Below are 17,522 nucleotides of genomic sequence, written 5' to 3' on the forward strand. Positions count from 1 at the left end.
GCAGCCGGGCGGGGCGTGCCAGTCAGCTCAGGGCACCACCAGCGCGCTGCGGCCCATCAGCTGGCTGCGCTGGGAAACGAAGTCGTTGTAGGCCTCGTTGGCTTCACGTCCCAGCCCGCTGCCCAGGGTGGCGGTGGCCGAGGTGAAGGCCATCTGCGCGGCGAAGTCCTGCTTGCGCAGAGCCTTCTGTTCATCGGCGGTGGTCGCCTTCAGCCAGCGCGCATAGACCTCGCGCAGCGGCGCGGCATGCGCCTCGAAGGCCGGCACCAGCGCCGGCAGGCTGGCCGGGGCCGGTTCCAGGCTGAACGCCGGGGCCACGTAGCCGGCCGGCTGCTCGCGCTTGAACGCGCCGGGCTCGCCCATGCCTTCTTCCACGTAAGCGATGAAGTCCGGCGCGGTGAACACCTTGGCCACGATCTGGCCACCGCTGGCGTCGACGTGGGCCACCACCTTTTCCTTCGGGAAGGGTTCGCGCACGCCGTAGGTCCAGGTCTTGTCGATGAACAGTTCGTGGCTCTTCTCGAACGGGCCTTCGAAGTCGACACCGCCCAGCTCGATGCCGGCCTTGCCGGTGCCGAAGTTCTTCAGCTTGCTCTCGTCGGTGACATAGATCTCGCGGGCGATCACGTACTCGCTCAGGGTCGGGTTGATCAGGCCGCCACGACCGTCCACGTAGACGATGAAGCGCACGTCGCCGAGCTTGTCGGTGTGCAGGCGATGCTCGCCCACGGCCAGCGAAATCGGGCGCGAGCCCTGTGCGGCGACCGGCAGGTCCTTGCCATCGATGCTCAGGGCCAGCGGCGCATCGGTCGGGTTGTCGATCTGGAACTCGACCTTCGAGGGCGAGCAGGCGGCCAGGGCCAGCGCGGCGGCGAACGGGAACAGCAGGGTCTTCATTGGCAATCGTCCTTGATGACTGGAACGGGAAATACAGGAATACGGAGGAGCCGACCTCAGCTGGCCCACGGCGGGCTGTAGCGCACCTTCAGTGTGCGCACGGCGGGATCGGCGCGCAGTGCCTCCATCAGCTTGGAATCGATGCGCACCGCGCTCTGCCCGGACACATCGAGCATGCCGGCGACGCCGCCGTGCGGACCCTTCAGCAGCAGGTCCAGGCGCAGCGGCGTGCGCCCCGGGCGATGGCGGTCAAGCAGGGCATCGATGCGCTCCCAGACCGGGCGCTGCTGGCGCAGGTCCAGGCGCAGCGACAGGCGCGTGGCGTAGTTGGCGCAGACTTCGTCGAAGTCCCAGCACTGGCGGATGCGCAGCGCGAAGCCGCCGTTGAATTCGTCCTCACGCAGGCCACCCTTGACCACCAGGATGCGGTCCTTGGTCATGAGGTGGCCGAACTCGGCCATCGCGTCGGAAAACGCGCTGCACTCGACGCGACCACGGCCGTCCTCGAGCTGGATGAAGATCTGGCTCTCGCCCTTGCGGCGCACGCCGACCACCTGGCCGGCCAGCACGGTCTGCACTTCCGGGCGCCAGCGCTTCTCGCCACCACCACCGCCGCCACCGCTGTTGGCGCTCCAGATCTTCTCCACCGAGCCCAGGTCGTTGCCGACCAGGTCGCGCACATCGTCGCGCCAGGGATCGAACGGGTGTCCGCTGAGGTAGAAGCCCAGTGTGTCGCGCTCGCCGTTCAGGCGCTGCAGCAGCGGCCATTCCTCGGCTTCGGGCAGGTCCAGCTGGATCGAAACGGTGCTCGGATCGGGGCCGCCGAACAGCGAGTTCTGGCCCGACGCACGTTCGCGCGCCATCTGGTCGGTAGCCTTGATCACCTCCGGCAGCTGCAGCATCAGCGAGGCACGGTTGCGGCCGAGCTCGTCCAGCGCACCACAGTTGATCATCGCTTCCAGCGTGCGCCGGTTGAGCTTGGCCGAGCCGACGCGGGTGCAGAAGTCGAGCAGGTCCTTGAACGGGCCGCCCTTCAACCGCTCTTCGACCACCGCCTCGCAGGCCCCCTGGCCAACGCCCTTGATCGCACCGAGGCCGTACTGGATGGTGTCCGGTGTCACCGCTTCGAACATGAAGGCGGAGTGGTTCACCTTGGGCGGCAGCACGGTCAGGCCGAGGTTGCGCACCTCATCCAGGAAGCCGACCACCTTCTCGGTGTTGTCCAGGTCCGAGGACAGCGTGGCCGCCATGAACTCGGCCGGGTAATGGCGCTTCAACCACGCGGTCTGGTAGCTGACCAGCGCGTAGGCGGCGGCGTGCGACTTGTTGAAGCCGTAGCCGGCGAACTTCTCCATCAGGTCGAAGATCGCGTCGGCCTTGGCCTCGTCCACGCCGTCCTTGGCCGCGCCTTCGCGGAAGATCTCGCGGTGCTTGGCCATTTCGGCCGGCACCTTCTTGCCCATCGCGCGGCGCAGCAGGTCGGCGCCGCCCAGCGAGTAGCCGCCGACGATCTGCGCCATCTGCATCACCTGCTCCTGGTACACCATGATGCCGTAGGTGTCCTTCAGGATGGCTTCGGTGCGCGGATCGGGATAGATGATTTCTTCCTGGCCGTGCTTACGCGCGTTGAACGAAGGAATCAGGTCCATCGGGCCGGGGCGGTACAGCGACACCAGTGCGATCAGGTCTTCGAAACGGTCGGGGCGCGCGTCCTTCAGCAGGCGGCGCATGCCCGAGGATTCGAACTGGAACACCGCGCCGGTATTGCCGTTGGCGAAGATGTCCTTGTAGGTGGGCGTGTCGTCCAGCGGAATCGCGGCGATGTCCACCGGCGGAATGCCGGCGCGCTCATGGCGCTTGTTGATCGCCTTCACCGCCCAGTCGATGATGGTCAGCGTGCGCAGGCCCAGGAAGTCGAACTTCACCAGGCCCACTTCTTCCACGTCGTTCTTGTCGAACTGGGTGACCGGGTTCTTGCCCAGGCCGTTCTCGTCGTGTTCGGCGTAGAGCGGGCAGAACTCGCTCAGCGGCTCGGGCCCGATCACCACGCCACCGGCGTGCTTGCCGGCGTTGCGGGTCAGGTCTTCCAGCTGCAGCGCCAGGTCGATCAGGTCGCGGACGTCGTCCTCGGTCTCGTAGCGCTGGATCAGTTCGGCCGAGGCCATTTCCGAGCTCGGGCCTTCCTTGCCCTTGCCCAGCGCATCCTTCAGGTGGATGCCGAGGATGTTCGGGATCAGCTTGGAGACGCCGTCGACCAGGCCGTACGGGAAGCCCAGCACGCGGCCGGAGTCGCGCACCACTGCCTTGGCGGCCATGGTGCCGTAGGTGATGATCTGGCTGACGCGCTCGCGCCCGTACTTGCGCGCGACGTAGTCGATCACCTCGTCGCGGCGGTCCATGCAGAAGTCGATGTCGAAGTCGGGCATCGACACGCGTTCCGGGTTCAGGAAGCGCTCGAACAGCAGGTTGTACGGCAGCGGGTCCAGGTCGGTGATCTTCAGCGCCCACGCCACCAGCGAACCGGCACCCGAACCACGGCCGGGACCGATCGGAATGCCCTGGTTCTTGCCCCACTGGATGAAGTCGGCAACGATCAGGAAGTAGCCCGGGAAGCCCATCTTGATGATGGTATTGAGCTCGAACTCCAGGCGTTCGAAGTACTCCTCGCGGGTCTTGCCCGGCGCCAGCGGATTCTTCTCCAGGCGCTCTTCCAGGCCGTCGCGCGACATCTTCTGGATCCAGGTGTCCAGGGTCTCGTCGTCGGGCACCGGGTAGTTGGGCAGGAAGTAGGTGCCCAGCCGCATCTCGATGTTGCAGCGCTCGGCCAGCGCCAGCGTGTTGTCGATCGCATCGGGGATGTCGGCGAACAGCGCGCACATCTCCTCGGCCGACTTCAGGTACTGCTGGTCGCTGTACTCGCGCGGGCGCTTGGGGTCGTCCAGTACGCGGCCGGTGGAAATGCACACGCGCGCTTCGTGCGCGCTGAAATCGGTGGGTGCCAGGAAGCGCACATCATTGCTGGCCACCACCGGCAGGCCACGCTGGCCGGCGGCCATCAGCGCGAACTGGTTGAACGTTTCCTCGCCCTCGCGGCCGGTGCGGGTCAGCTCCAGGTGCAGGCCATCGCCGAACACGCGCTGCCAGTCGGCCAGCTGCTGCTCGGCCAGTTCATGCTTGCCGTCCAGCGCCAGGCGCCCGGCCAGGCTCTGCCGCCCGGCCAATGCGAACAGGTTGGCGTTGCCGGCCTTCAGCCAGTCCGGGTGCACGGCCACGCCGCCCTCGGGGCGATGGCCCTCCATCCAGGCGCGGGTCAGCAGCCGCGACAGGCTCAGGTAGCCCTCGCGGTCGCGGCACAGCAGCGTCATCCGCCACGGGTCCTGGCCCTCTTCGGCGATCAGCACGTCCGCGCCGGCGATCGGCTTGATGCCTACGCCTTCGGCGGCCTTGTAGAACTTGACCAGCGCGAACAGGTTGTTGAGGTCGGTCACCGCCAGCGCGGGCAGCCCCAGCTCGACCGAGCGCGACAGCAGGTTGGCCTGCTTGGCCTTCTTCGGGTCCGCCTGGTCCGGTTTGGCCGGCACACGGATGGTGGAGTCCGCCAGCGAGAACTCGGTGTGGACGTGGAGATGTACGAAGCGGGAGTTGGACATGCCGGACCAGGTTGGAGCGCGCGGGCCCCGGGTGCTGACGGGGAAATCGTCGCCGGGGTCGGGAAGCGCTGGAGTGCCCGGTCAGGGTAGCGAGGGCAGGGGGTTGCGACAAGGCTTGACAGGGGCACGGCGTGGCGCCGGATTCAGGCGTGCGGGAGGCCGCCTTCTGTAGAGCCGAGCCCATGCTCGGCTGCTGTGGACAGCCGAGCATGGGCTCGGCGCTACAACTCCAGCAGGCTCAGGCGATGGCCGCGACAGCCGGCGGCGTTTCCAGGTACTCGCGCACCGGGGCGAAGCTGCGCCGGTGCTCCATGCAGGGGCCGTGCTCGCGCAGGGCGGCCAGGTGGGCCGGGGTGCCATAGCCCTTGTGCTGTTCGAAACCGTACTGCGGGTGGCGGGCATGCACGTCCTGCATGTAACGGTCGCGCGAGACCTTGGCCAGGATCGAGGCGGCCATGATCGCGCGATCGATGCCATCGCCGCCGACCAGCGCCTGTGCCGGCAGTACCAGGCCCTTGGGCACCACGTTGCCATCGATGCGGGCGAAGCCGGCCACGTGGGCCACCGCAGCAACAACATCGCGCATGCCCTGCAGGGTGGCCTGGTAGATGTTCAGGCGGTCGATGGTGTCCACGTCCACCAGCACCACGTGCCAGGCCAGGGCACGTTCGATGATGCGGTCATGCAGCTGCTCGCGGCGGGCCGCGGTGAGCTGCTTGGAATCGTCCAGGCCATTGATGCGCGGCCGGGATGGATCGAACACCACGGCGGCCACCGCCACCGGCCCGGCCAGCGGACCCCGGCCGGCTTCGTCGACGCCGGCGACCAGGCGTTCTGGCTCGACCACGGCTGCGCCGTCGAACAGGGCAAGGCTGGCCGCTGCGGCGTGGCGGCGGCTCATGCCTGGGCCTGGTTGCGCATCAGCAGCTCGCCGACGGCATCGGCGGCGCGGGCCGAGGCGTTGCGACGCAGGCGCTCATGCAGGCGCGCGTAGGTGTCCTGCAGGTCGGTTACCCGTTGTGGGTGGTCGAACCACTGCTGGATGGCCGCAGCCAGCTTGTCCGGCGTGCAGTCGTGCTGCATCAGTTCCGGTGCCAGGTCCTGGCCGGCCAGGATGTTGGGCAGGGCGAAGCGGTCGACCTTGATCAGGCCGAATGCCTTGACCAGACGGTAGGTCAGTTCATTGACACGGTAGCCGACCACCATCGGTCGCTTCACCAGCATTGCCTCCAGCGTCGCGGTACCGGACGCCAGCACCACCACGTCGGCGGCGATCATCGCGTTGCGTGCCTGGCCGTCGAGCACATGCGAGTACGCAACCGGCAATGCAGAGCGCGACAGCTGCTCTTCGATCAGGCGCTTGCAGGCGGGGTTGGCGGCAGGCACCACCACGTGCAGGCCCGGGATGCGTTCGGAGACCTGCCAGGCCGCCTCGAAGAACGGTTCACCGAGGCGCGAGATTTCGCCCAGGCGGCTGCCGGGCAACACCGCCAGCACCTTGGCCGAGGTCGGTAGACCGAGCGCGGCGCGCGCTTCCTCGCGGTTGCCCTGCAGCGGGATGTCATCGGCCATCGGATGGCCGACGAAGCGCGCGTCGATGCCGTGCTTGGCATAGATCGGCGGTTCCATCGGGAACAGGCACAGCACCAGGTCGGCGCTGCTGCCGATCTTCTCGGCGCGCTTCTCGCGCCAGGCCCAGACCGAGGGGCTGACGTAATGCACGGTGCGTACGCCGCGCTGCTTCAGCCAACGCTCGATGCCCAGGTTGAAGTCGGGCGCGTCGATGCCGATGAACACATCCGGCTGCCAGTCCAGCGCACGCTGCCGGAACGCCGAGCGCAGCTTGAGCAGGCGCGGCAGGTGGCGCAGTACTTCGGTCAGGCCCATCACCGCCAGCTCGCTGGCATCGTGCCAGGTCTGGCAGCCGGCGCTGCGCATGGCATCGCCACCGATGCCGGCGAACTCGGCATTCGGAAAACGCGCTTTCAGTTCGCGTACCAGGCCCGCACCGAGCAGATCGCCGGAGGCTTCGCCCGCCACCAGCGCTATGCGCAACGGACGCTCGCTGAGCACCCGCTGCGCGGGGACGCTGCCGGCCATCGAGGCCAGCGGAATCACGGCGGCGCCGGCCGGCGCCTGGCCGGTCATGCTGCTCATCGCAGCAAGGGCCTCTCGGCGAGCTCGATGAAGTCCAGCATCGCCTTCACGTCATCGCTGTCACGCGCCTGTTCTGTCAGCTGCACCTTGGCTTCGGCCAGCGGCAGGCCCGCCACGTACAGCGTCCGATAGGCACGCTTGATGGCGGAGATACGCTCGGCGTCGAAGCCGCGGCGCTTCAGGCCTTCGCTGTTGATGCCGCGCGGGCGGCCCAGCGAATCGGTGCCGACCATGGTGAAGGGCGGCACGTCGCCATTGGTCAGCGCACCCATGCCGAGGAAGGCGTGGGCACCGATGCGACAGAACTGGTGGGCGCCGGCGAAGCCGCTGATGATCACGTAGTCGCCTACGGTCACGTGGCCGGCCAGCGTGGTGTTGTTGGAGAACACACAGAAGTTGCCGACGTGGCAGTCGTGCGCCACATGTGTGTAGGCCAGCATCCAGTTGTCGTTGCCGATGGTGGTGATGCCGCCGCCGCCGCCGGTGCCGCGGTTCAGCGTGACGAACTCGCGGAACACGTTGCGGTCGCCGATCACCAGTTCGGTGCGCTCGCCGCCGAACTTCTTGTCCTGCGGTTCGCCACCGATCGCGGCATGGCCGATGAAGCGGTTGTCGCGGCCGATCCGGGTCGGGCCGTGGATGCTGCAGTGGGGGCCGACCACCGTGCCGGCACCGATTTCCACATCGGCCCCGATCAGGGTGAAGGCGCCCACCTGCACGTCATCGGCCAGGCGCGCGGCCGGGTCGATGACGGCGGTCGGGTGGATCCGCGGTGCGTTGTCAGTCATTCCTGCCTCCAGTGGATCAGCCCTTGGCACCGGCGCACATGACTTCGGCCGAGGCAACGACTTCACCGTTGACCTTGGCTTCGCCGTAGTACCAGCCCATGTTGCGGATCAGACGCTTCATCTGCACATCGAGCATCAGCACGTCGCCGGGCACGACCTGCTTGTTGAAGCGGGCGTTTTCCACCTTGACCATGTAGAACAGCTTGGACTGCGCATCGCGGCCAAGCGTGAGCTGGGTCATCACGCCACCGGCCTGGGCCAGCGCTTCGATGATCAGCACGCCGGGCATGATCGGGCGGCCGGGGAAGTGGCCCTGGAAAAACGGCTCGTTGATGCTGACGTTCTTCTGCGCCAGGATGCGCTTGGCCTCGATGTCGAGTTCAAGCACCCGGTCCACCAGCAGGAACGGGTAACGGTGCGGGAGCAGTTCCTGGATCTCGCAGACGTCGATAGGAAGCTGCAGCGTGTCGTTCATTCTTTCTCCTTGCCAGCGGCCAGGACGCGGCGAGCCAATGCGTCCAGCTGCTTGAAGCGCGCGGCGTTCTTGCGCCACGTGCGGTTATCGGTCAACGGGGTGCCGGACGAGTACTCGCCCGGCTCATGGATGGAGTTGCGGACCACCGACTTGCCGGTGATCACGACCTTGTCGCAGATCTCAAGGTGGCCGACCACGCCGACGTGGCCGCCGAGCAGGCAGTAGCGGCCGATCTTGGCGCTGCCGGCGATGCCGGTGCAGCCGGCGATGGCCGAGTGCGCGCCGATCTGCACGTTGTGTGCGATCTGCACCAGGTTGTCCAGGCGCACGTCCTCGTCCAGCACGGTGTCTTCCAGCGCGCCGCGGTCGACACAGGTGTTTGCGCCGATCTCACAGTCGTCGCCGATGCGGACGCCGCCGAGCTGCGGCACCTTGATCCACTTGCCGGCGTCCATTGCCAGGCCGAAGCCATCGGCGCCGAGCACGGCACCGGGGTGCACGCGGACGCGTTTGCCGAGCTTGACCCGGGTGACCAGGGTGACCCGCGCGATCAGCTCGCAGCCGTTGTCCAGGCTGCAGTCTTCGCCGATCACGCTGCCGGTGCCGATGATGCAGTTCTCGCCGACCACGCTGCGTGCGCCGACGGAGACGAACGGGCCGATATGCGCGCTGGCGGCAACCTGGGCGCTGGGATCGATGACGGCGCTGGGGTGGATGCCCGGCGGCCGCGTCGGCGCGATGTCGAACAGCGCGGCGATCTTGGCGAAGGTGGTGTAGGGGTCCTTGGCCACGAGCGCGGCGCCGGGGGCGGCCTCGGCGTCGTCGGCACGCAGGACCACCAGCGAGGCCTGGCTGTCGGCCAGCTGGGCGCGGTAGCGTGGATTGGCGAGGAAGGTCAGCTGGCCAGGACCGGCATGGGCGAGGGTGGCCACGCCATGGATGGCGGTGGCGGGGTCGCCATGGACCTGCAGGCCGAACTGCTCGGCGAGTTGCTGGGCGGTGTAGGTGGGAGTATTCACGGCGGGAGTTTAACGTGTGACGCCATTGCGGTCATGCGGGGGGGCAGGGCTTGGCGCCTGCCTGATACGGGCGGGAGGCGGCGGGTGGCCCTGGCCAGGACACGCAAAAGCCCCTCCATGGTGCTCGATGGCGCCATCCATGGCGCCAACGGTCCTGTCCAGGGCCACCCGCCGCCTCTGGACAATTTCCGGCGAGCGCGACCAAAAGCCCGTGCCATGCAGTGTCATCTGCAACAACGAAAACGCCGGGCAGAGCCCGGCGCTTCGCAACCCGTCTGGTGGAGAGCCCCCCTTTGTTAAGGGGGGCGCGCCAGCGGCGCGGGGGATAGGTGAAATGCGCGGGCAATTCACCGGAGGTGGATCAGTTCTGGGGAACGACGTTCCTCAGAACTGGCCACCGAACGTGAATTGCAGACGTTCGACCTTGTCATCGTCTTCCTTCTTGAGCGGGAAGGCGTAGCTGATCGAGATCGGGCCGACCGGGGCGCGCCACAGCAGGGCCACACCGGTAGACACGCGCAGTTCGTTGGCCTTGAAGTTCTTGGTGCCGTTGTACACGTTGCCGAAGTCGACGAAGGCCGACACGCGTGCCGACGGGCTGTCGAACAGGCGCGGGAAGTAGGCTTCGACCGAACCGACGGTCTTCAGCGAACCACCCAGCGGCTGGCCTTCCGGATAGCCGTTGGTGACTTCACGCGGGCCGAGGGTGTTGTCCTCGAAACCGCGCACCGAATTCGTACCACCCGCATAGAAGTTCTCGTAGAACGGCAGGCCCGATGCGGTGACCGGACGCAGGTTGCCGTCCTTGTCCGGCACCATCGCGGTCTTGTCCTTGCCGTAGCTGTCGCCGTAACCGACTTCAGCGCGGGTGTTGATGACCAGCGACGGCATGATCGGCCAGTACTTGCTGATCTGGTAATTCAGCTTGTAGTACTCGATGGTCGAGCCCGGCAGCGTCGTCTCCAGGCCAACGCGCTGGTAGGTACCGCGGGTCGGCATGAAGTAGTCGTTGCGCGAGTCGCGTGCCCAGCCCAGCTCCGTGCGCCACGCGTGGAAGGTCTTGCTGCCCAGCACGTTGATGTAGTCGATGATCGACTGCGGGGTGGAGCCCGGGTAGGTGGTGATCTGATTGCTGTCGATGCCGAACATCAGCGAGACAGTATCGGTCTCGGTGATCGGTACGCCGAACACCACCTGCGCCGAACCATTGGTGCTGTTGTACTGCGCGGTGTTGAAGTCGGAGTAGTCCAGTTCGCGCCAGGACAGGTTGTAGCCCAGCGACACGCCGTCATCGGTGAAGTACGGATTGGTGTAGCTGAAACCATAGCGCTGCAGGTAGCTGCTGCGCGAGGCTTCGACCGACACACGGTTGCCGCCGCCGAGGAAGTTGTTCTGCGACAGCTGTACCGACGTGGTCATGCCATAGGACTGCGAATAGCCCAGGCCGAACACGAAGCTGCCGGAGGTGGTTTCCTTGACGTTGTAGACGACGTCGACCTGGTCGTTGCTGCCGCTGACGGCCGGAGTCTCGACGTCAACGGACTCGAAGTAGCCCAGGCGCTGCAGGCGGATCTTGGAACGGTCGATCGCGGCCTGCGAGTACCAGCTGTTCTCGAACTGGCGCATTTCGCGACGCATCACTTCGTCGGACGTACGCGTATTGCCGCGGAACAGAATGCGACGCACCGACACGCGCGGGCCGGGGACGACCTGCATGTTGATCGCCACGGTCTGGTCGGGGCGGTTGGTGGTCGGGATCGGGTTCACCTTGGCGAACGCGTAGCCGATGTTGGACAGCGAATTGGTGATGGTGTCCGAGCTGAACTCCAGCAGCGCACGCGAGAACGTGTCGCCCGGCTTCTGGATCACCATGCGCTCGACGTCCTCCTGCGGGAGGATGGTGTCGCCGCTGACCTTGATCTCGGAAATCTTGTACTGCGCACCCTCGGTCACGCCGGCGGTGAGGAACATGTCGCGCTTGTCGGGGCTGATCGAGACCTGGGTGGAATCGATGCTGAAGTCGACATAGCCGCGGTCCAGGTACCAGGAGTTGAGCTTTTCCAGGTCGCCGGACAGCTTTTCCTTGGAGTACTGGTCGTCACGGCGGTACCACGACGCCCAGTTGTGCTCCTTGGACTCCCAGGTCTCCAGGATGTCCTTGCTCTCGAACTTCTCGGTGCCGACCAGGTTGACGTGGCGGATCTTGGCCGCCTTGCCTTCCTTGATCGCGATCGCGATGTCCACGCGGTTGCGGTCCAGCGGGCTCACGGTCGGGGTGATCTCGACGGTGTACTTGCCGCGGTCGTTGTACTGGCGGCGAAGCTCCTGGGTCACGCGGTCCAGGCTCAGGCGGTCGAAGGTGCCGCCTTCGGTCAGGCCGATGTCGGACAGGCCCTTGAGCAGCTGCTCGGACTTGATGTCCTTGTTGCCGGTGACGGTCAGCTTGTTGATTGCCGGGCGTTCCTTGACGGTCACCACCAGGATGCTGCCCTGGCGGTCCAGCTGCACGTCTTCGAAGAAGCCGGTCTTGTACAGGGCGCGGATGGTCTCGCCGACCTTGTTGTCGGTGATGGTCTCGCCACGTTCCACCGGCAGGTAGGTGAACACCGTGCCCGAGCTGATGCGCTGCAGGCCATCCACGCGGATGTCGCTGACAGTGAAGGGCTCGGCTGCCTGGGCCAGGGCGGGAGCGCCGGTGACGGCGGCGAGGGCGAGGGCCAGCAGGCGGCGATTGGGGAGTCGCGTCATGTCACGTCCGGTAGGAAGGTCGATTTCATTGGTGCGGGATGCCGACGCTGTAGACGGCAACAACGTGGAAAAGTTCATCGCGGGACCAGGCCGAGGATGTCGTTGTAGAACGCCAACCCCATCAGCCCGGCCAGCAACGCCAGGCCGATGTATTGGCCGGCGGCGATGGCACGCTCGCTCAGCGGGCTGCCCTTGACCAACTCGATAAGGTAATACAGCAGGTGGCCGCCGTCCAAGATCGGGATCGGCAACAGGTTGATGATGCACAGGCTGAGTGACAGCAGGGCAAGGAACTGCAGGAACCAATCGAGACCTCGCTTGGCCGAAACATTGGCCACGCGGGCGATGGTGACCGGCCCGGAAACGTTCTGCAGCGAGGCCTTGCCGGTGACGATGCGGCCCATCATGCCCAGCGAATCTGCGGCCAGGCGGCCGGTTTCACGTACGGCCACGGTCACCGCATCGAGCGGCCCGTAGCGCAGCAGGGTGTCGTAGGCGGGGCTGTAGCTGGTGGGGAATCCGACGCCGATCTGCCAGACCGGGTTGCCCTTGCCATCCTTGCCCTGACGGGGGGTCACTTCCAGCGCCAGGCGTTCACCGCCGCGCAGGACCTCGATCATCCCCGGGCCACCGGCACGGCCGAGGGCCTGGATCTCGCCGATCACCTGGTCGACGCTGTCGATGCGCTGGCCGTCGATGGCCACGATCAGGTCGCCCGGCTGCAGTTGCCCGCTGACGACCGAATCCGGGGTCAGCGACTCGACCAGGGCCGGCTGCAGCCACGACTGCCAGTACAGACCCGCCAGGATCGGCACGCGACGTTCATCGAAGCCGGCCGGCAGCTGCGACAGCGACAGGGTGCGAACCCGTACCTGGTCGGCGCGGTCGAGCACTTCCAGCTTCACATCGCGGCGGTCCATCGCGGCAGCGGTCAGCGCCATGCTGGCTTCACCGAGGGTGGCCACCTGGCGCTCATCCACGCGCAGTACGCGGTCGCCACTGGCCAGGCCGGCGCTGGCGGCGATGCCATCGGCACGGCCGATGGTCGGCGAATAGTCCTGCTTGCCGATCACGAACATCGCCCACAGCAGCAGGATGCACAGCAGCAGATTGGCGATCGGTCCGGCGGCGACGATGGCGATGCGCTGCCAGACGGTCTTGTGGTTGAAGGCCTGGCCGCGCTCGTGCGGATGGACTTCGACCTCGCGCTCGTCGAGGAATTTCACGTAGCCACCCAGCGGGATGGCGGCGATCGCGAACTCGGTGCCGTGCCGGTCCCGGCGCGACCACAGCGGGCGGCCGAAGCCAACCGAGAAGCGCAGGATCTTGACCCCGCACAGGCGACCGACCCAGTAGTGACCGAATTCGTGGAACGTGACCAGCAGCCCGAGGCTGACGATCATCCACCAGACCGATCCGATGAAGTCAGTCATGCAGGCTCACAGTGGCGGGCAGGGGCGGCGTCGTCATGCTGGGCGAGGCGGTCGTTCAGGCGGCGGCGATGGCGTTCAGGGTCAGCTGGCGGGCCCGCTGGTCGGCGGACAACAGGACCTCCAGTGTATCGGCTGCTTGCGTCGGCAGTGTTGAAAGAGCGTTAGCAACCAGCTCCGGGATCGTCAGGAAACCGATCCGGCCCTGAAGAAACGCTGAAACGGCCTCTTCATTGGCAGCGTTCAGCACCGCCGGCGCGGTGCCACCGGCCTGCATCGCCTGCCAGGCCAGGGCCAGGCAGGGGAAGGCGTCGGTGTCGGGCGCCTCGAAATCCAGCCGGCCCTGGGCCAGCAGATCCAGCCCGGCCACGCCCGATTCGATGCGCTGCGGCCAACCGAGGCCGACCGCCAGGGTGGTGCGCATGTCCGGAAGGCCCATCTGCGCCAGGGTGGAACCGTCAACGAACTCGACCAGTGAATGCACCAGGCTCTGCGGGTGCACCAGCACCTCGATGCGCTCGCCCGGCACCGCAAACAGGTGATGAGCCTCGATCACTTCAAGGCCCTTGTTCATCAACGTCGCCGAATCAACCGAGATCTTCGGGCCCATCGACCATTTCGGATGGGCCACGGCCTGCGCCGGTGTCACCTGGGCCAGCTCGGCCCGGCTGCGGCCGCGGAACGGGCCACCCGAGGCGGTCAGCAGGATCCGGCGCACACCAGCGCCGTCAATGCTGGCGTCGCGCGAGCGCAGGCACTGGAAGATCGCGCTGTGTTCGCTGTCGATCGGGATGATTTCGGCGCCGGCACCTTCGGCAGTGCGGGTCAGCAGCTCGCCGGCCAGCACCAGCGATTCCTTGTTGGCCAGCAGGATGCGCTTGCCGGCGGCCGCGGCCGCCAGGGTCGAAGACAGCCCGGCGGCGCCGACGATGGCGGCGACGACGGTGTCACAGGCATCGCTGGCGGCCAGCTGGTCCAGCGCGGCATGGCCGGCATGGGCCTCGGTCGCCAGGCCGGCATCGCGCAGGCCGTCACGCAGTTCGCCGAACAGCGTTTCGTCGGCGATCACCGCGTGCGCCGGCCTGTGCTGGCGGCACAGTGCCAGCAGCGCCTGCACCTGGCGGCCGGCGGCGAGCACCGTGGCCTGGTAGCGCTGCGGGTGGCGGGCGATCACGTCCAGCGTGGAGGCACCGATTGAACCGGTGGCGCCGAATACGGCGACCCGGCGCAGGTCTGCGACAGCATTCATGGTCAGAACCCGAAGATTTCCTTGCCGAGTGCGAACACCGGCACTGCGGCCAGGACGCCGTCGACACGGTCGAGCACGCCGCCATGGCCCGGAATCAGGTGACCCGAGTCCTTGGCACCGGCGTGACGCTTGATCAGGCTTTCGAACAGATCACCCAGGACCGAGGCAAATACCGCCACCACCGAGGTGATCAGCAGGCCCGGCAGGTGGCCCGCATCGATGCCCGCCAGCCAGCCCAGGCCAAGGGCCACGGCGACACCGGCCAGCAGGCCGCCGAACAGGCCTTCCCAGGTCTTGTTGGGGCTGATGCGCGGGGCGAGCTTGTGCTTGCCGAAGTGACGACCGGCGAAATAGGCGCCCGAATCGGCCGCCCAGACCAGTGCCAGCGCCGCCAGCAGCCACAGGTGGCCCTGCTTGCCCGGCGGATCGCCGCCGGCGTGGATCAGCACCAGCGCGGCCCAGGCCGGAACGATGGCCAGGGTGCCGGCCAGCATCTTCACGATGCGCGAGGGGGCCGACGGTTGCGCGCCGAAGTTGAAGAAACGCAGCCAGACCAGCGCCGCCAACCACCAGGCAACACCGGCCAACGTGGTGATCTGGAACAGCACCAGCGTGCTGCCATCGGCCCACACCAGCAGCACCATCAGCAGCAGGTTCAGCACCAGCAGCACGGTGCGCGCCAGCGTGTCTTCGATGCCGGCCAGCTTCAGCCACTCCCACAGGCCGATCAGCAGCACGGCGGCGGCGGCGGCTGCCAGCCATTGCGTCGGCAACAGCAGGATCGCGGCAATGGCGACCGGCGCCATGATCAGCGCGGCGAGGACTCGGATCTTGGTCATGGGCTGGAGGTCTCGGTGGCCAGTGCGGCGATCTGGGCGCTGGTCAGACCGAAACGACGTTCGCGGCCGCCATAGGCGTCCAGTGCCTGCTGCAGCAGCGCGGCATCGAAGTCCGGCCACAGGGCCTCGGTGAACCACAGCTCGGTGTACGCCAGCTGCCACAGCAGGAAGTTGCTGATGCGGGTATCGCCACCGGTGCGGATGAACAGGTCCGGTGGCGGCAGGTCAGCCAGGGCAACCTGGCGGCCCAGCAGTGATTCGTCGATCTGTTCGGGCAGCAGGCGGCCGGCAGCGACTTCAGCTGCCAGAGCGCGCGCGGCGCGGGCGATGTCCTGGCGGCCACCGTAGCTGGCGGCAATCGACAGGGTCAGGGTGGTGTTGTCGGCGGTGCGCTGTTCGGCCAGCTGCATGCGGCTGACCAGACCGGCGCCGAAGCGCTCGCGTTCGCCGATGAAGCGCACGCGCACGCCACGCCGATGCAACTCGTCCACTTCGCGGTCGAGCGCGCCGAGGAACAGCTTCATCAACGCATCGACTTCTTCCTGCGGCCGGCCCCAGTTTTCGCTGGAGAACGCGAACAGGGTCAGTGCCGGAATGCCCAGTTCAAGGCAGCGCTCGATGGTGCGGTTGACCGCACGCGCGCCGGCCCGGTGGCCGATCACGCGCGGACGACGGCGCTGCTGTGCCCAGCGCCCATTGCCATCCATGATGATGGCAATGTGGCGGGGCAGGGCGGCCGGCAACGGAGGCGGGACTGAAGGCATCGACTTCAGACCGACAGCAGTTCTTTTTCCTTGTCGGCAACGACCTTGTCGACGTCCTTGATGTTGGTGTCGGTCAACTTCTGGATGTCGTCTTCACCGCGCTTCTTCTCGTCTTCGCTGATCGCCTTGTCCTTGACCAGCTTGGCGATTTCCTTGTTCGCGTCCTGACGGATGTTGCGGATCGCGATCTTGGCGCCTTCGCCTTCCTTCTGCACCTGCTTGGCCAGCTCCTTGCGGCGCTCTTCGGTCGGCGGCGGCATGTTGATGCGGATCGCGGTGCCCAGGGTGTTCGGAGTGAACTCGGCGTTGTAGAGACCCTTTTCGATCTCCTTGATCATGCTCTTGTCGAACGGCGTCACCAGCAGCGAGTGGGCGTCGGCGTTGGAGATCGAGGCGACCTGGTTCAGCGGGGTGCTGGCGTTGCCATAGGCGCTGACCGTGACGCGGTCCAGCAGGGCCGGGGTGGCGCGGCCGGTGCGGATCGAGGTGAGGGTGTGCTTCAGAGCGTCGATGCTCTTGGCCATGCGCGTCTGCGCGTTGTTCTTGATGTCGTTGAGCATCGCCCGGTCCTGGGTGTAACTGGAATCGGGCGATTATAGGCGAATACGGGACGCTGCCGGGCCTGAATCGGCCCGGAGCTCGCCTGGCACTCAGGCTCAGGCCGGGTCGCGGCCCTGGACCAGGGTGCCGATGTTCTCGCCGCTGAGGATCTTCAGCAGCTCGCCCGGCTGGCCCATGTCGAACACGCGCATCGGCAGATCGCTGTCGCGGGCCAGTGCGAAGGCGGCGGTATCCATCACCTCCAGGCCACGGCGGATCACTTCGTCGTAGCTCAGGCTGTCGAAGCGGACCGCGTCGCTGTGCTTGTTCGGGTCCTTGTCGTACACGCCGTCAACCTTGGTGGCCTTCAGCAGCAGGTCGGCGCCGATCTCGATCGCGCGCAGGGCAGCACCGGAGTCAGTGGTGAAGAACGGGCTGCCGACGCCGGCGGCGAAGATCACCAGGCGGCCCTTTTCCAGGTGGCGGATGGCGCGGCGGCGGATGTAGTCCTCGCACACGTCGTTGATCTTGATCGCGCTCATCACGCGGGCCTTGGCGCCCAGCTTTTCCAGGGCATCCTGCATGGCCAGGGCGTTGATGACCGTGGCCAGCATGCCCATCTGGTCGCCGGTGACCCGGTCCATGCCGCCCGCAGCCAGGCCGGCGCCGCGGAAGATGTTGCCGCCGCCGATCACCAGCGCGACTTCGGCGCCTGCCTGCTGGGCTTCGATGACCTCACGGGCCAGGCGGTTGATGATCTTCGGGTCGATGCCGTAGTCCTCATCTCCCATCAGCGCCTCCCCGGACAGTTTCAGGAGGATGCGGCGATAGGCGAGCTTGGACATGGGGACCTCGGGTGCGTGGAAATCGCGGGCGATTCTACGCGCATGCGGCGTCGGGCCAAAGTGTTTTGTGCACTGCGGCGCAAAATCCTGGCGTTCGCCCCGGTCATGCGGGGCTTCCGGT

At 66.8% G+C, this 17,522-nt stretch carries 13 protein-coding genes and 1 pseudogene; all 14 read right to left on the reverse strand.

Features of this window, described 5'->3' with window-relative positions:
* Positions 1-27: 27 nt before the first annotated feature.
* Positions 28-897 (reverse strand): hypothetical protein, encoded by an 870-nt coding sequence (locus N5J73_RS02045; protein ID WP_049445357.1) that lies wholly within the window; start codon positions 895-897, stop codon positions 28-30.
* A gap of 56 nt (positions 898-953) precedes the next feature.
* Positions 954-4,547, reverse strand: a complete 3,594-nt coding sequence (dnaE, locus tag N5J73_RS02050; RefSeq protein ID WP_049445354.1) for a DNA polymerase III subunit alpha — start codon at positions 4,545-4,547, stop codon at positions 954-956.
* A gap of 238 nt (positions 4,548-4,785) precedes the next feature.
* Positions 4,786-5,448 carry a ribonuclease HII gene (locus N5J73_RS02055; protein ID WP_049445351.1) on the reverse strand — a complete coding sequence of 221 codons (663 nt, stop codon included), beginning with the start codon at positions 5,446-5,448 and terminating at the stop codon, positions 4,786-4,788.
* A pseudogene (gene lpxB, locus N5J73_RS02060) lies at positions 5,445-6,608 on the reverse strand (lipid-A-disaccharide synthase); the annotation flags it as partial. The pseudogene lpxB and the gene N5J73_RS02055, both read right to left, overlap by 4 nt.
* Before the next feature lie 92 nt (positions 6,609-6,700).
* Positions 6,701-7,492, reverse strand: coding sequence for an acyl-ACP--UDP-N-acetylglucosamine O-acyltransferase (gene lpxA, locus N5J73_RS02065; protein ID WP_049445346.1), 792 nt, complete (start codon positions 7,490-7,492; stop codon positions 6,701-6,703).
* A 16-nt stretch (positions 7,493-7,508) separates the two neighbouring features.
* Complete coding sequence (gene fabZ, locus N5J73_RS02070; protein ID WP_049445343.1) at positions 7,509-7,967, reverse strand: 3-hydroxyacyl-ACP dehydratase FabZ; 459 nt, start codon at positions 7,965-7,967, stop codon at positions 7,509-7,511.
* Complete coding sequence (gene lpxD / locus N5J73_RS02075) at positions 7,964-8,986, reverse strand: UDP-3-O-(3-hydroxymyristoyl)glucosamine N-acyltransferase (protein WP_010486339.1); 1,023 nt, start codon at positions 8,984-8,986, stop codon at positions 7,964-7,966. The genes fabZ and lpxD overlap by 4 nt, the downstream gene beginning before the upstream one ends.
* Positions 8,987-9,370: 384 nt before the next feature.
* Positions 9,371-11,734, reverse strand: coding sequence for an outer membrane protein assembly factor BamA (gene bamA, locus N5J73_RS02080; protein WP_049445340.1), 2,364 nt, complete (start codon positions 11,732-11,734; stop codon positions 9,371-9,373).
* A gap of 74 nt (positions 11,735-11,808) precedes the next feature.
* Entirely contained in the window at positions 11,809-13,167 is a 1,359-nt protein-coding gene (gene rseP / locus N5J73_RS02085) for an RIP metalloprotease RseP (RefSeq protein WP_049445337.1), read from the reverse strand.
* Positions 13,168-13,222: 55 nt separating this feature from the next.
* A complete protein-coding gene (locus N5J73_RS02090; protein ID WP_049445334.1) occupies positions 13,223-14,413 on the reverse strand; it encodes a 1-deoxy-D-xylulose-5-phosphate reductoisomerase in 1,191 nt (396 codons plus the stop codon).
* Positions 14,414-14,415: 2 nt separating this feature from the next.
* Positions 14,416-15,252, reverse strand: a complete 837-nt coding sequence (locus N5J73_RS02095; RefSeq protein WP_049445331.1) for a phosphatidate cytidylyltransferase — start codon at positions 15,250-15,252, stop codon at positions 14,416-14,418.
* The gene (gene uppS, locus N5J73_RS02100) at positions 15,249-16,016 is read right to left on the reverse strand and encodes a polyprenyl diphosphate synthase (protein ID WP_049445328.1); all 768 of its coding nucleotides are present in this window, start codon (positions 16,014-16,016) and stop codon (positions 15,249-15,251) included. Before uppS ends, N5J73_RS02095 begins: the two co-directional genes overlap by 4 nt.
* 5 nt (positions 16,017-16,021) lie before the next feature.
* Positions 16,022-16,576, reverse strand: a complete 555-nt coding sequence (gene frr / locus N5J73_RS02105; RefSeq protein ID WP_032127942.1) for a ribosome recycling factor — start codon at positions 16,574-16,576, stop codon at positions 16,022-16,024.
* Positions 16,577-16,672: 96 nt separating this feature from the next.
* Positions 16,673-17,401 (reverse strand): UMP kinase, encoded by a 729-nt coding sequence (gene pyrH / locus N5J73_RS02110; RefSeq protein ID WP_010486325.1) that lies wholly within the window; start codon positions 17,399-17,401, stop codon positions 16,673-16,675.
* Positions 17,402-17,522: the final 121 nt, after the last annotated feature.

Origin of the sequence: Stenotrophomonas sp. GD03654, from assembly GCF_029845105.1 — a bacterium.
Lineage (GTDB): Bacteria > Pseudomonadota > Gammaproteobacteria > Xanthomonadales > Xanthomonadaceae > Stenotrophomonas > Stenotrophomonas africana.

Excerpts from the sequence above, each read along its gene's own strand:
- fabZ (WP_049445343.1), bottom strand. The coding sequence starts at position 7,967 with ATGAACGACACGCTGCAGCTTCCTATCGACGTCTGCGAGATCCAGGAA.
- frr (WP_032127942.1), bottom strand. The coding sequence starts at position 16,576 with ATGCTCAACGACATCAAGAACAACGCGCAGACGCGCATGGCCAAGAGC.
- pyrH (WP_010486325.1), bottom strand. The coding sequence starts at position 17,401 with ATGTCCAAGCTCGCCTATCGCCGCATCCTCCTGAAACTGTCCGGGGAG.
- N5J73_RS02045 (WP_049445357.1), bottom strand. The coding sequence starts at position 897 with ATGAAGACCCTGCTGTTCCCGTTCGCCGCCGCGCTGGCCCTGGCCGCC.
- lpxA (WP_049445346.1), bottom strand. The coding sequence starts at position 7,492 with ATGACTGACAACGCACCGCGGATCCACCCGACCGCCGTCATCGACCCG.
- rseP (WP_049445337.1), bottom strand. The coding sequence starts at position 13,167 with ATGACTGACTTCATCGGATCGGTCTGGTGGATGATCGTCAGCCTCGGG.
- bamA (WP_049445340.1), bottom strand. The coding sequence starts at position 11,734 with ATGACGCGACTCCCCAATCGCCGCCTGCTGGCCCTCGCCCTCGCCGCC.
- N5J73_RS02055 (WP_049445351.1), bottom strand. The coding sequence starts at position 5,448 with ATGAGCCGCCGCCACGCCGCAGCGGCCAGCCTTGCCCTGTTCGACGGC.
- N5J73_RS02095 (WP_049445331.1), bottom strand. The coding sequence starts at position 15,252 with ATGACCAAGATCCGAGTCCTCGCCGCGCTGATCATGGCGCCGGTCGCC.
- uppS (WP_049445328.1), bottom strand. The coding sequence starts at position 16,016 with ATGCCTTCAGTCCCGCCTCCGTTGCCGGCCGCCCTGCCCCGCCACATT.
- N5J73_RS02090 (WP_049445334.1), bottom strand. The coding sequence starts at position 14,413 with ATGAATGCTGTCGCAGACCTGCGCCGGGTCGCCGTATTCGGCGCCACC.
- dnaE (WP_049445354.1), bottom strand. The coding sequence starts at position 4,547 with ATGTCCAACTCCCGCTTCGTACATCTCCACGTCCACACCGAGTTCTCG.